Raw genomic sequence first — 15214 nt, 5'->3', positions numbered from 1 at the left:
GTATATTTTTATAAGGTTATTTTACTAATACTTTTTAAATTTAGTGGGTTTTATACTAAAATAAATAAGCTGGCCTATAAATATAAGACTTATTACTCCAAAAGCAGGATAAAGAATTGTTATTAATCTTGAAAATCCTATTTTTGATATGGGGATTGCTATAAGCATTACAATAAATATGCAATTATTAAAAGTAATGTTAAGCTTTTGCTCTAAGCTTTTAGATATACTATATATATTTGAAACCTCTGTTGAAAACATTTCAAACCAAATTATTATAAGAATCATGATTTGGAGTGGTTTACCAAATCTATTTGCTATATATAAAAGAGGTATTTCGTATTGATATATATACGGCTTATTAAGCATTAGCATAATATTTAAAAAGAGGCAGAGTATAGTAAGAACAATAGAGCCTATTAGTATTCCTTTTCTCATATTGGATTTATTTTTAACTTCCGTACTTAAAGGAACAAGGACACCACTACAACTTAAAAGGTTGAATCCACAATAAAGTAAACAAGATATAATCCAAGGCCTTTTTTCAAAGGGAACCACTTTTAGATCGTATATAATGGTTTTATAATTTGAATAAAATAAGATATAAAGTAAGAAGGTTATAATTATAACAGTAACTAATGAAGGAACTATAAAGGAATTAATCTTAATAAGTCCATCTGTATCTTTTAATAATACAAGTATGGATAGTATAACCATAAGCATAGTTCCTATCCAATTAGAAATTCCAAAGTATTGATGTATAAGAGCCCCACTTCCCGCAAGTATTATAGAACTTCCACTTAGTAGAAAGAATCCTGTTATGATATCTGTTACCAACCCTAAAAAGCCAGGGCTTACTGTTCGAATAAGATCATTATAAGATCTTAGGTTATGCTTTAAACTTATGTCAGATATAAGTGACCCTATAAAGACATACATAATACCACAAATTAATATACCCATAAGGCTTTTATACCCGTAAGCTGTGAAAAATTGAGTTATTTCTTTCCCAGAAGCGAGACCAGCTCCTACTATAGTGCCTATAAAAACTGTAGCTACTTGGTATACTTCTCTTAGATCTTTTTTCAAAGTGCTCCCATCCTTAATAATGTTTCCTATATAAATATATATAGAAATTTATTTTAAATGCTTATAATTTTAATATTAAAGATTTAATTTTAGAAAACAGGGAAAGATAAATTATACAAAAGGCTATGAAATAGAGGTGGTATTATGAAAAAGACATTGTATTTTGTATTAGTAATGCTAATGTCAATTATGTTTATAAGCTGTAAGGCCAATGATAAGATCAAAGAACTTAATGAAAACCAGGAGGATAAATTCAATAGTAAGATTGCTACACAAACAGTAAAAAATTATTTAGAGGCTATAAGTAAAGGTGACATAAATACTGTAAAAAGGTTATCTGTTGAAAGTATGTGGGATAAGTCTTTAGAGTTTATATCGTCGGATATAAATATATGTGGATATAACATTGAAGACTCTAATGAACTAAAGGATTCACTTCTTGTAAAAGCAAAAGTTAGTAGAGTATCTAATAAAGACTCTAGAGCTAATTTAGACAGTTATAGCATAAAGGTAATTAAAGAAGATGCAGAAGAATATAAGATATCTGATATAAATGTTACAACGGAAAAAGAAGCATTTTATGAAGATGAGGAAATTAGAATAAGAAATAAAGATAATGTTAAAACTAATTTATTAATAGATAAATCAGGCATACCTCAATATGGATTTTCTAAAAATGATAAAGGAAGCATGATGAAGATATCTATACCAAAGACTAATTTTGGCGTTATAGCTTTTTCTTTTTCTGGAGATCGGATTGCTGTTAGTACTTATGACAAAGATTCCTTTGTGGCTATTATAAAATTAGATGAGAGTCTTATGGTGCAAGGAGGAAGTTCAAGTGAGGAAACAGGTGGTGCAAATGGAGGTAGTAAGGGTTCTAGTAGGGTTAAGGTACGAGAAACACCTGTTGGTAAAGAGATAACTTCTTTAGATATTTTAAAAGACACTATGATTAAAAATTTATGTTTTTCTTTAGATGAAAAGTATTTCATGACACAATATGAAGTAAAAGATAAAGGTATGGGAGTAAGGGTGTATGATGTAGATAAAGGAAACTTATTAAATATAGATTTAGAAAAGGAATTTCCAATAGAAGAGTTCAATGTTACATTTTATTCCTTTGATAAAGATGGCATGATATTTGATGTATCAGCAAAAGAAGGTAAAGATAGAGAAAAACAAGGAAGATGGAAGATAGAGCTAAAAGATATGAAGCTTACTAAAATGTGATATAATTTTAAGTGGAAATTAGTAAATAAGGTATATAAGTTTTTATTTAATAATTTTAATGAAAGCTATATACTATGTAAAATATATATTTCAAAAGGTTAAGGGGGAAATATGCAAAAGAGTTGGAATGGAAAGAGGTACAATAATTTAAATTGTTTTTTAAGAAATAAATTTGGAGAAAAGGTCTTTAAGATTTCTATAGATGCTGGATTTTCTTGCCCTAATAGAGATGGAAAGATAAGCTCTGGGGGATGCATATTTTGCAGTGAAAGAGGATCTGGCGACTTTGCAGGCGATAGACGGCTTTCTATATCAAATCAATTTGAAGACGTTAAGGCTATTATGAATAAAAAGTGGTCTAGTGGTAAGTATATAGCTTATTTTCAAGCATATACTAATACTTATGCACCTATAGATATATTAAGAAAGAAGTATAAAGATGCTCTAAAAGAAGAAGGTGTGGTAGGCCTTGCAATTGCTACAAGGCCGGATTGCTTAGATGATGATGTGATTTCTCTTTTAGAAGAGATAAGCAAAGAAACTTATTTATGGGTAGAACTTGGATTACAGACAAGTAAAGATGAAACAGCAAAAAGGATAAATAGAGGATATAATCTTGATGTTTTCGAAGGTTCTATAAAAAGGCTTCGTGAAAAGGGCATAGATGTAGTTGTTCATACTATATTTGGATTGCCGAGTGAAACAGAAGAGGATATGTTAAATACAATAAGATATATATCAGCATTAGATATACAAGGTATAAAGTTTCATCTTTTGCATCTTATGAAGGATACTGCACTTATAAATCTTTATGAAAGTGGAGAATTGAGATTTCTTACTATGGAACAATACGTAAGACTTATAGCAGAGTCTATAGCAATATTACCAGAATCAGTGGTAATACACAGACTAACAGGAGATTCACCGCGTGACTTATTAGTAGGTCCTATGTGGAGTTTAAAGAAATGGGAGATACTTAATTCTATAGATGCTTATCTTGAAAGAGAAGATATATATCAAGGGTTGTATTATTCTACAAATACACCGCGATAGATTTGGCACTTTTGCAAATAGATTTAATCTGTATTAGAAGTTAAGATATAGTTAATAAGATTTATTTGGAGGTATTAAATATGGCTAACTTATCATTGAAAAATATATATAAGGTGTATTCAGGAAATGTTACAGCGGTAAAGGATTTTAACTTAGAAATAGAAGATAAAGAATTTATAGTATTTGTAGGACCATCAGGTTGTGGTAAATCAACTACACTAAGAATGATAGCAGGGCTTGAAGAAATATCTAAAGGGGACCTATATATAGGAGATAAGATAGTAAATGATGTAGCTCCTAAAGATAGAGATATAGCTATGGTCTTCCAAAACTATGCACTATATCCACATATGACTGTATATGATAATATGGCTTTTGGACTTAAACTAAGAAAAATGGATAAGGCTTTAATAGAAAAAAAGGTAAGAGAAGCAGCTAGAGTTTTAGACATAGAACATTTGTTAGAGAGAAAACCAAAGGCATTATCAGGAGGTCAAAGACAAAGGGTTGCACTTGGAAGAGCTATTGTTAGAGAACCTAAGGTGTTTTTAATGGACGAGCCTCTATCCAATCTTGATGCAAAGCTTAGAGTTCAAATGAGAACTGAAATATCAAAGCTTCATAAAAGATTACAAACTACATTTATATATGTAACTCATGATCAAACAGAAGCTATGACTATGGGAACTAGGATTGTAGTTATGAAAGATGGGCTTATACAACAAGTGGATAGCCCTCAAAATATTTATGACCATCCGAAAAATGTATTTGTTGCAGGATTCATAGGAAGTCCACAGATGAACTTAATAGACTCTAAGCTTTTTGAAGAGCATGGAGATGTATTTGCTTCCTTTGAACAAGATAAGATATTATTACCAAAAGATAAGGCTATGTTCTTAAAAGAAAAGGGATACGTAGGTAAAGAAGTTATTTTAGGTATTAGACCAGAAGATTTAGATGATAGTGAAGATTTTATAAATTCACACAAAGGTGCTATAATAAATGCGAAGGTAGAAGTTACAGAACTTATGGGAGCTGAGACATATATATACTTATCTAAAGATAGGTCAAGTTTTGTTGCGAGAGTAAATGGAAATTCTACGGTGAAATTAGATGAAGTTATAAAAATTGCTTTAGATGAAGATAAAATTCATATATTTGATAAAGAAAGTGAAATTACAATATTATAATGTAGGAGGTCTTTAACAGATGTACAATTTCCGAACCTTTCTTCAAGAATTAAGTTTAAATTCATCAATACCTTTTATTTTAACCTGGATGGATGGAAAGGTTATATATGAAAAGGAAGATAGCTCATTAGGTAAAGACTTGGTAGAAGCTGTTATTGAACTTGGAAGACAAAGGGCTACATTAATGGTCGGTAAAAGATACGAAATGTGCACACCATTATTAAAATACTATATAGAAAATAAATATAGCGAGTTATTTTCTATACGAGATCAAGTTTTAAGTGACGTTTTAGAGGGGAAGCCTTTTTTACAGGAAAGAGTTGAAAGACACTTTCCTTTTCTTTTAAAAGGGTTTAATTTAATGATTATAAGTGTAGAGGGTAGTAAATATGAGGCCCTTAATATAATAAAACAAATGTATACGGAAGATAATATTGCATTTTTAATATTTGAAGAAGCCATAGTATTAATAGGTAATTTTGAAGATATAAAAGAGCATGCTGAAAGTATAAGAGAAGCTATAATATCAAATCTTTATTGTAGATGCTATATAAGTTATTCTAGTATTAAATATGAATTAAAAGATATATTAGAAGGTTATAAATCAGCTAAGGATGCTATTATAATTGGGAAAAGGTTTGGAATAAAGGGTGAAATTTATGATTTTACCAACATGGATTTTGAAAAGGTAGTTTATAATATATCAGATTCATTAAAACATGAGTTCATAAAAAGGTTTAAAGGTAAATTTGAAAGCTTTGATAGTGAAATGCTAAATACTGTAGAAGAATTTATAAAATCAGATTTAAATATAAGTAATGCAGCAAAAAAGCTATATATACATAGAAATACTTTGATATATAGATTAGATAAGATATATAAAGATACTGGATATGATGTAAGAAACTTTAAAGATGCCACAATATTTATGATAGCTTTTCTTATGTGGAAGGAGGGTGTATAGGATGAAAATAGATTTAATAATTTCAGCGGATTATATAAAAGATAAGATTATAGAAGGAAAAACAGTAGTAGTTATTGACATACTAAGGGCTACATCAGTTATAATTACTGCTTTAAATAATGGCTGTAATGAGGTTATTCCTGTTTTAACTGTTGAAGAAGCTTTTGAATTGTCAAAGCATAGTAGAAAAGATTATATCTTAGGAGGAGAAAGAGAAGCTCTTAAAATAGAAGGGTTTGATTTTTCAAATTCACCTCTAGATTATAATAAAGAAGTGGTAGAAGGGAAAACTGTAATACTTACTACATCAAATGGAACTAGAGCCATTAAAGGATGTAGCTCTGCTAAGTCTATATACATAGGGGCTATGATTAATGCAAAGTATGTAGCAAAGAGGATTATAGAAGAAGGTAGAGATGTAGTTTTTGTAAATTCAGGTACTAAGGGTCAGTTTTCTATGGATGACTTTATTTGTGCAGGGTACATGATAAATTATATATTAAACGAAAGTAGTGCTGAGGTATCAGATATAGCAAAAACAGCTGACTATGTTTATAAGAATAATAAAGACATATATAGTTTCGTTAAAGATGCAACACATTATGATATTTTAAAAAGTTTAGAGCTAAATAAGGATTTAGAGTATTGTATAAAGAAGGATATTATAAAAATAGTTCCTGAATATAAAGATGGTTTAATTAAGTAAGTTTAAGATCTAGTTCGTAATGGCATTATAACCATGTAACATAAATAAGACTTTTAGAATTATAATTATTAAGATGTAAATAATAACAAAAGGATGTCCTAGTGAGTGGGGCATTCTTTTGTTATTTATAGTCACTTGTCTTTTGAATCTAGGTTTTGCTTTTGAGCAGCAGAAGTTAATAATAAGCTCCCTACAGCAACTATAAGGTTACCGAGTACATTTAGTTCATCAGCAGTCTTACCTTTCGAAAGTTCAACTGATATGGCAGCAGAAAGTATAATAAGATCATCAGGACTAAGACAATTTAGATTGTACAATATAACTCACGTCTCCTTATTGTATTAAATGCATTAAGTAGCTAAATTGTTAGGAAATAAAAAAGTATTATGCTATCATATAATGTGTATATTAAACATTTAATTTAATAGTTGAGAGGAGATTTATATGAATCTTATATCTTTAGAAAATATAAGTAAAAGTTATAGTGACAAAAGTCTTTTAGATAATATATCTTTAGGAATAAATCAAGGTGAAAAAATAGGGCTTATTGGAGTTAATGGATCAGGTAAATCCACTCTTTTAAAGATAATATCAGGTATTGAAGTTCCGGATGAAGGTAATATAATAAAAGGTAATAAAGTTAGAATAGAGTATCTTCATCAATCACCAGAGTTTTACAGTGAAGCTAGGGTTATAGAACAAGTATTTAAAGGTGAATCTTCTGAAATGAAACTTTTAAGAGACTATGAGAACACCTTAAAGCTTTTAGAAAAGTCAAAAGATCAGGGTGATACTTATGAATTAAATAATAAACTGATAAAATTACAATCTGATATAGATTCTTTAAATGCCTGGGATTTAGAAAGTGAAGCTAAAACTATTCTTACAAAACTTGGGGTAGAGGACTTTGATGCTAAGGTTGGTACACTATCTGGAGGACAGAAAAAGAGAATTGCATTAGCATCAGCGCTTATAACACCATGTGAGCTTTTGATTTTAGATGAGCCTACAAATCATATGGACAATAAGACTATAGAGTGGCTTGAACAGTATTTAAACACTAGAAAAGGATCACTTATAATGATAACTCATGATAGATACTTTTTAGATAGAGTTACTAATAGGATTTTAGAAATAGATAAAGGGAAATTATATAGTTATTCTGGTAATTACAGCATATTTCTTGAAAAGAAGATAGAAAGACAAAACATGGAGATTTCTAGTGAAAATAAAAGAGAAAAGCTATATGAAAAGGAACTTGCATGGATAAAAAGAGGAGCAAAGGCTAGGAGTACCAAGCAAAAGGCTAGAATAGACAGATTTGAAAAACTAGGAGAACAGAGCATAGATATAAAAGAAGATAAGATGGATATTTCTGTTTTAAGTAGTAGACTTGGGAAAAAGATAATAGAGATGGAGAATTTAAATAAGTCTTATAAAGGAATAAGTTATATAAAAGACTTTAGTTATATCTTACTAAGGGAAGATAGGATAGGAATAGTTGGAGATAACGGCATAGGTAAATCTACATTAATGAAAATTATATCTGGAGAAATTAAGTATGATAGTGGAACTTTAGATATAGGTGAAACGGTGAAGATAGGATTCTTTTCTCAAGAGAATAAGTATATGGAAGAGGACATGAGGGTCATAGAATATATGAAAGAAGTTGCTGAATACCTACCCTTAGCTGATGGGGGGAAGATTACAGCATCACAAATGTTAGAGAAGTTTTTATTTACAAAAGATATGCAATGGACACCTATATCTAAACTTTCTGGCGGTGAAAAGAGAAGGTTATATCTACTAAGAGTACTTATGGGGTCACCAAACATACTAATACTTGATGAGCCTACTAATGATTTAGATATATCTACATTAACCATACTAGAAGACTACCTAGATAAGTTTGATGGAGCTATAATAACCGTATCACATGATAGATACTTTTTAGATAGAGTATGTAATAAAATATTTGCATTTGAAGCACCGGGCATAGTATCTAAGCATCATGGAAATTATAGTGACTTTATGGAACGTATGAAAGAAAGTTATATAGAAGAATCCAAAGTTTCTAAAGAAATGAACTATAAAGATAGAGAATACGAAGACAAAAAGGCAAATAACGAAAAGCCATTAAAGTTTTCATTTAAGGAACAAAAAGAGTTTCAAGAAATAGATGAATATATTGAAAGTCTTGAGGTTAAGATAGAGGAACTTAATAGGGAAGTAGAAAAGGTGTCTACAGATTTTGTTAAATTACAAGAAGTCTTAAATGAAAAGTCACTTTTAGAAAAAGAACTTGAAGAAAGATATGATAGATGGACATATCTAAACGAACTATCGGAAAAGATAGAAGGATCAAAGAAAGGTGGGATTGTAGATGGAGAATAACGCTAGTGAGGAAATAATGGATAAACTAACTAAGGTTTGTTTATGCAAGGCGATACCTAGATCTAAGATTAAAGAAGCAATAAAGAGTGGTGCCACAACAGTAGAAGAAGTTCAAAAAGCTACAGGCGCAGGATCAGGGGGATGCAGTGGTAGAAGGTGTACACCAAAAATAGAAGTATTATTAGAAAAGTACTCCGATAAATAATTTAAAGTTAAAAGATATAACATTATTTTTAAAAGTTCTGACCAATTATTACTATTCACCATATAATAATAATGAGTACTAAAAGACACAGAAAGTCATGAAAGGAGTAATTTTAAAAGGAGTTTTTTTATGGTGATTATCTTTTTATTTATGTTAACTATTGGGATTCTAGAGGTTATCTTCCCTAAAAGAATGCTTATGTTAGGTAATAAAAGAGAGCTTAAAAAAGAGGAAGAACCAAGTGAACTTTTTATAAATATAACTAGGGTTGGTGGAGTTATATTGATAATAATAGCCATTACATTTGCCTTTGGAGCTTTCACATAACAAGGTTTATAATCTTATTTAAGTAACCTTGTTTTAATTAAATGTAATTAAGATAGGATTTATTGTATATAAAGCCTATCTTAATTTATTGTTGTATTAAGTACATTATAAGCTATTATTTGAGCTTACATTAGATGTAATTTCTTTAGATATAATGTATTATAGTCTATGTACTATTAATTTTTAGGTTAGGAGAGGATTTAGTGAAACAGACCATCATTTTTGATTTAGATGATACCCTTATTCATTGCAATAAATACTTTCATAAGGCTGTAGATGCATTTTGCAATAATATGAATAATTGGTTTAGTGAATATAATATAGGAATCTTGGAAATAAGGAATAAGCAGCAACAAATAGATATAGAAAGAGTTATAAGAGAAGGATTTGCAGATACTCATTTTTCTACATCGCTTATAGATACCTATTGCTATTTTTCAAAAAAGACAGGAAGAAATAAAGACAAAAAGGAAGAGCAGTGGATTAATGAAATAGGTCAAAGTGCATATGCAAAAGATTTAGAGTGTTATCCTTCCATGATAGATGTGCTTAACTGTTTAAAAGAACAGGGGCATAATTTATACCTATATACTGCAGGGAACCCTATTATACAAAAGGGAAAAGTTGAAAGAGTTAATATTGGTGATTATTTTGGGGAAAGAGTATTTGTAACTCCTCATAAAAATGCTCAGGTTTTAGAGTCTATAATAGAAAAGGAAAGATTAGATAAGCGCAATACATGGATGATTGGGAATTCTATGAAATCAGATATAATGCCAGCTGTAGAGGCAGGTATAAAAGCTGTGTATATACCGGGGCTTTTCGAGTGGTCTTATGATAACGTAGTATTGAAGGATGAATATGTAAGGTCATTTAAGACAGTTAAATCGTTAAATTGCTTGAAAGATATGTTTTTAGAAGAGGCAATGTAAAGCAGACTAAAGGTGTTACAAATATTTAATGGGAAAATATAAAAACTTCTAAGTTTTAAAGCATTATCTTTAAAACTTAGAAGTAATAATTAAAGAACTATTTAATCATCTTAGATTTGCGTGGAGCATACTTTGACATTAACTTACTTAATTCATCTTTATGGTCTTTTACTTTACGCTCTAGGCCACTATTAGTTCCCTTATGTTTAAATTGTAAAAAGAAAATATCATTACCTTTTTTATCCTTTTTAAAGCCCCATTGAACAATGTCCTTCCAATCTATAAATTGTAGATAGATGTTTAAAAATGAAGGCTTTATACCAATACCACTTTCTGTTATTACAAGGTTCATATCTAAGGTCATATACATAAATATTGAATATAAAAGCATAAATATAGAGAACGATACTCTATAAATATTTATTTCCCCATTCATAAGAGGCATTATAAATGATACTAGAACAAGAATAGGAAACACCATACTTAAAGTTTTTGTAGCTCCGCTATTAGAAATATAATATAGTATTTTATGAGTCTTAATATTATATTTTTTGTTAGTTTTTATGTATTGAGACAGTTGCATAAAGAATAAACCAATTAGAGAAATCATTATTATTATATTTAAGACACCAAAAGAATTAGACATAGAAAATCCCCCTTTAATATTGAATTATAACAAGGTTTATTTTTAACGTTAATATAGGATATATTCAAAAAAAATCAATATGCTAGTTTATTTTGCATATTGAACTGTTGTTTTTTGAGAGACTTAAAATTATTGTAAATATATAATGAATTATAGCATAAGATCAATTTTAATTCCATATTCATAACAGAAGTTCAGAAGTTTAGCACTTGAAAGTTTTTTAGGGCGATAGCCCGTTGATTTATAATGATTTGTATCAAATACTGTATTGATTTATATTGTAATGGATTTCACAAAAGTGCAATACAATAAAGAAGAGAGTTCTTAAAATTAGTTATTAATACTTTGATTAATATAAAATAGTCAATGTTTGTTAGATTATAATTTTAGTAGTCAGAAATAGTATCAAGTGATTTTTAGACTCATGTGGAGTTTGCTTATAAGGAATACATCTCTCCATCAAAGGCTAGAAGAACTTATAAAGGGGCGTAGCAGCCGTCATCCCCCACCTTGAAGAGGAGAGTGGTGTTACGGATGGTAGCCATCGGATAAAAAACTATTCGCAATATTGTGATTGACAATGCATAGTACTTACAATATAATTAAGGATAATTAAAAACTATGAATAGGAAAAGTATTTAAGTTTAATCTTTGAAGAGAGTGGCGTTAGGTGGGAAGTCATAGGAAGAACTTAAAGAAGATCACCTAGGAGTTGGCGGCAGAAATATAAGTAAGCTTGCTCGTAAGCCTGCGTTAAAGGATAGAGTATTATTAAAGGACTCATCTTCATAAATATGGATGAGTAAGAAGCTATCACCAAACTTTAGATTTGGGATATCTGTTTATGTACTTGAGTTACTTTGGCTGATTTTATATTATTGGCCGAACCTTTATAGGTGGTATAACGAATTTAACTTCGTCCTGTTGGATGGAGTTTTTTTATTTGTATTAACTTTAAAAGGCTTATAACTTAGTAAATAAAATTTAAAATAAAAGATATATGAAATAGGAAGGAGATTTAAAATGTACAAAAAGATTGATCCAACAAAAAGTTTTGTTGACATGGAAAAGAGTGTACTAAAGCTTTGGAAAGAAAAAGATGTTATTCAAAAGAATTTTGATTTAAATGAAGACGGAAGGTATTTCACATTTTATGATGGCCCTCCAACAGCAAATGGTAAGCCACATATAGGTCACGTTTTAACTAGAGTTATGAAAGATCTTATTCCAAGATATAAGGTTATGAAGGGGTATAAGGTTTTAAGAAAAGCTGGTTGGGATACGCATGGTCTTCCGGTAGAGCTTGAAATAGAAAAGAAACTAGGTATAACTGGTAAACAAGGTATCGAAGAATATGGAGTAGAAAAGTTTATACATGAATGTAAGGAAAGTGTTTTTACTTATTCAAGTATGTGGAAAGAGATGTCTGAAAAAATAGGGTTTTGGGTGGATATGGATAGTCCTTATGTAACTTATCATAACAATTACATAGAGTCAGTTTGGTGGGCTTTAAATCAGATGTGGAAAAAGGATCTTTTATATAAAGGTCACAAGGTAATGCCTTACTGTCCAAGATGTGGAACTAGCTTATCATCTCATGAAGTAGCACAGGGTTATAAAGATGTAAAAGAGTCTACAGCAGTAACTAAGTTTAAAGTTAAGGGAGAAGAAAATAAATATATATTAGCTTGGACAACAACTCCTTGGACACTACCTTCTAATGTAGCTCTTGCTATAAACAAGAAGTATAACTATGCTGAGATTAAGGTTGGAGAAGAATATTATATATTGGCAAAGGATCTTATACACTCTGTAATTGGAGATGTAGAATATGAATTAGTGAAGGAATTTAAGGGGGAAGAAATATTAGGACTTGAATATGAGCAGTTATTTAAGTTCTATACTCCAGAAGAAAAGGCATTCTTTATAATACATGGAGACTTTGTAACGTTAACTGATGGTACAGGTATAGTTCATACGGCCCCTGCTTATGGTGAAGATGATAGCATGGTATGTAAGGCTCATAACTTACCACTTATAAATTTGGTTGATACTGAAGGTAAGTTTATGGATTGTGTTGAACCTTGGAAGGGCATTTTTGTTAAAAAGGCTGATCCTAAAATACTTGAATATATGAAAGACAACGGAATGTTATTTAAGTCAGAAAAGTTCACCCACTCTTATCCACATTGCTGGAGATGTGATACACCACTTTTATATTATCCAAAAGAAAGCTGGTTTGTAAAAACTACTGCTTTAAGAGAAAAGTTAATGGAGAATAATGACAAGATACACTGGCATCCAGATAATATAAGAACAGGAAGAATGGGAAAATTCTTAGAAAATGTTATTGATTGGGGAATATCAAGGGACAGATACTGGGGAACACCTCTTCCAATATGGGAATGTGAATGTGGTCATAGAGAGTGTATAGGAAGTATTGAGGAGTTAAAAAATAAGGGTATAAATGTACCAGAAGGCATAGAACTTCATAAACCTTATATAGATAATGTACATTTAAAATGTGAAAACTGTGGGAAGGATATGGTTAGGACTCATGAGGTTATAGACTGCTGGTTTGATTCTGGATCCATGCCTTTTGCACAACATCACTATCCTTTTGAAAACAAAGAGTTATTTGAAGCTAATTTCCCTGCACAATTTATATCGGAGGCTGTAGACCAAACAAGAGGTTGGTTTTATACACTTATTGCTATATCAACAGCTGTATTTGATGAAATACCTTTTGAAAACAGTGTGGTATTAGGACACGTTCTAGATAAAAAGGGAATAAAGATGTCAAAACATAAGGGGAATGTTGTAGATCCTGTTGAAGTTATAGAAAGTCAAGGAGCAGATGCTACAAGATGGCATTTCTATACTGCGAGTGCACCATGGCTTCCAACAAGATTTTCAAAAGATGACGTGGCAGAAGCTCAAAGAAAGTTCCTTAGTACGTTATGGAATGTATATTCATTTTATGTTTTATACGCAGAAATAGATCAGTTTAATCCAATGAAATATAAGGACTTTAAATCAGAAAACATAATGGATAAATGGATAATATCTAAATTAAATACCTTAGTAAAAACTGTGGATGTGAACCTTGAAGGTTACAAAATAACTCAGGCAGCTTTAGCTATAGAAGGGTTTGTAGATGAATTATCTAATTGGTATGTAAGAAGAAATAGGTCTAGATATTGGAGTGAAGATCTTACGGATGATAAAATAGGAGCATATATGACTCTTTATAATGTGATTGTAACAGTTTGTAAAGTATCAGCTCCATTTATTCCGTTTATGACAGAAGAAATATATCAAAATCTTGTGGTTAGCTTTGACAAAGATGCTAAGGAAAGTTTACACCTTTGCTCATGGCCAGAATATAATGAGCAGTTAGTAGATGAAGGTCTTGAAAGAGAAATGGATATGGCATATAAGATAGTAAAGTTAGGCAGAAGTGCTAGAAATGGTGCTAATATAAAAAACAGGCAGCCATTATCCAAGATGCTTATAAATACTACATCTTTACCAACATATTATGGAAGTATCATAAAAGATGAGCTTAATATAAAGGTAGTAGAATTTGGTGCTGACCTGTCTGAATATGTTAACTTTGAATTAAAACCAAATTTACCTGTGCTAGGAAAGCCTTATGGTAAGCTTATACCTGGAATAAAAAAGGAAATGGCTTCAAGAAACCAAATGGAATTTGCAGGAACAATACAAAGTGGAGGAACTGTAACTATAAATGTCAATGAAACAGAAATAGTGTTAGATTCTAACAATTTACTAGTTACAATGCAAGGACTTGAAGGTTTTGCATTTGCAGGTGAGGAACAAATAGGTGTAGTTTTAGATACTACTATTTCAGAGGAATTAAAAGAAGAGGGTCACTTAAGAGAGATAATAAGCAAGATTCAAAACATTAGAAAAGAAAGTGGATTTGAAGTTGCAGACAAGATAATATTATATGTATCTAACAATGAAAGACTACTCCTAGTTGTAAAGAAATTTGAGGAAGTAATAAAGCGAGAAACTTTATCACAAAAAATAATATATAGCGAAGAGGCTAATTATAATACATTTAATATAAATGGTGAAGAGTTAGATATTGCTGTAGTTAGATAGATAAATTAAAAAGCTTTTAATGAATCTACCCTAGAATGTTGAAATTAAATATGTAATGTAGATAATAGGGTAAGAATTAAAAATAATCTGTAAGCGAATTAATTCTCTTACAGATTATTTAATTCATAAAGTGGTATTATAAATGAAAAAGTACGGATAATAAGAATATATGGTATAATATTGCTAAATACAATGAAATGTTATTTGGATTGAGACCTTACTAATAGTATTACGAATGATAAATTTCACTTATGAAGTATATAACTTTATTTTTAAAATTTAAATATATGTGTAAAATATTAATTATGAATAATCCATTACATATTAAGAAAACATAGATTGTT

At 30.0% G+C, this 15214-nt stretch carries 13 protein-coding genes; 10 read left to right on the top strand and 3 right to left on the bottom strand.

The window, feature by feature from the left end; translation table 11 throughout:
• Positions 1-24 precede the first annotated feature (24 nt).
• Positions 25-1089, bottom strand: a complete 1065-nt coding sequence (locus DY168_RS13585) for a YkvI family membrane protein (RefSeq protein ID WP_115642216.1) — start codon at positions 1087-1089, stop codon at positions 25-27.
• Positions 1090-1233: 144 nt separating this feature from the next.
• On the opposite strand from DY168_RS13585, the gene DY168_RS13580 reads away from it, so the two are divergent.
• The 5 genes from DY168_RS13580 (at position 1234) to DY168_RS13560 (ending at position 6235) form a co-directional block, all read left to right on the top strand.
• Positions 1234-2322: a hypothetical protein gene (locus tag DY168_RS13580; RefSeq protein ID WP_115642215.1), complete on the top strand. Its 1089-nt coding sequence runs from the start codon at positions 1234-1236 to the stop codon at positions 2320-2322.
• Between the two features lie 111 nt (positions 2323-2433).
• On the top strand, positions 2434-3375 hold the full coding sequence (gene mnmL, locus DY168_RS13575; RefSeq protein WP_115642214.1) for a tRNA modification radical SAM protein MnmL/YtqA: 942 nt from the start codon (positions 2434-2436) through the stop codon (positions 3373-3375).
• Between the two features lie 80 nt (positions 3376-3455).
• Positions 3456-4565, top strand: a complete 1110-nt coding sequence (locus tag DY168_RS13570; RefSeq protein ID WP_115642213.1) for an ABC transporter ATP-binding protein — start codon at positions 3456-3458, stop codon at positions 4563-4565.
• A gap of 19 nt (positions 4566-4584) precedes the next feature.
• Entirely contained in the window at positions 4585-5529 is a 945-nt protein-coding gene (locus DY168_RS13565) for a PucR family transcriptional regulator (RefSeq protein ID WP_115642212.1), read from the top strand.
• A 1-nt stretch (position 5530) separates the two neighbouring features.
• Positions 5531-6235 (top strand): 2-phosphosulfolactate phosphatase family protein, encoded by a 705-nt coding sequence (locus DY168_RS13560; RefSeq protein ID WP_115642211.1) that lies wholly within the window; start codon positions 5531-5533, stop codon positions 6233-6235.
• Positions 6236-6366: 131 nt separating this feature from the next.
• On the opposite strand, the gene DY168_RS13555 is transcribed toward DY168_RS13560, so the two are convergent.
• Positions 6367-6552 carry a hypothetical protein gene (locus tag DY168_RS13555; RefSeq protein ID WP_104409519.1) on the bottom strand — a complete coding sequence of 62 codons (186 nt, stop codon included), beginning with the start codon at positions 6550-6552 and terminating at the stop codon, positions 6367-6369.
• Positions 6553-6679: 127 nt separating this feature from the next.
• On the opposite strand from DY168_RS13555, the gene DY168_RS13550 reads away from it, so the two are divergent.
• The 4 genes from DY168_RS13550 (at position 6680) to DY168_RS13535 (ending at position 10093) form a co-directional block, all read left to right on the top strand.
• Positions 6680-8629, top strand: a complete 1950-nt coding sequence (locus DY168_RS13550; RefSeq protein ID WP_115642210.1) for an ABC-F family ATP-binding cassette domain-containing protein — start codon at positions 6680-6682, stop codon at positions 8627-8629.
• Positions 8619-8834: a (2Fe-2S)-binding protein gene (locus DY168_RS13545; protein ID WP_115642209.1), complete on the top strand. Its 216-nt coding sequence runs from the start codon at positions 8619-8621 to the stop codon at positions 8832-8834. Before DY168_RS13550 ends, DY168_RS13545 begins: the two co-directional genes overlap by 11 nt.
• Positions 8835-8963: 129 nt before the next feature.
• Positions 8964-9161: a DUF6199 family natural product biosynthesis protein gene (locus DY168_RS13540; RefSeq protein WP_115642208.1), complete on the top strand. Its 198-nt coding sequence runs from the start codon at positions 8964-8966 to the stop codon at positions 9159-9161.
• 203 nt (positions 9162-9364) lie between these two features.
• Entirely contained in the window at positions 9365-10093 is a 729-nt protein-coding gene (locus tag DY168_RS13535; protein WP_172556363.1) for an HAD family hydrolase, read from the top strand.
• A 97-nt stretch (positions 10094-10190) separates the two neighbouring features.
• Here DY168_RS13535 and DY168_RS13530 read toward each other — a convergent pair whose 3' ends face one another.
• Entirely contained in the window at positions 10191-10739 is a 549-nt protein-coding gene (locus tag DY168_RS13530; protein WP_115642206.1) for a hypothetical protein, read from the bottom strand.
• Between the two features lie 1023 nt (positions 10740-11762).
• Here DY168_RS13530 and ileS point away from each other — a divergent pair.
• Entirely contained in the window at positions 11763-14870 is a 3108-nt protein-coding gene (gene ileS / locus DY168_RS13525; protein ID WP_115642205.1) for an isoleucine--tRNA ligase, read from the top strand.
• The last annotated feature ends 344 nt before the right edge of the window (positions 14871-15214 follow it).

Origin of the sequence: Clostridium putrefaciens, from assembly GCF_900461105.1 — a bacterium.
Taxonomy (GTDB): domain Bacteria; phylum Bacillota; class Clostridia; order Clostridiales; family Clostridiaceae; genus Clostridium_L; species Clostridium_L putrefaciens.
This window is presented reverse-complemented; position numbering and strand designations above follow the sequence as displayed.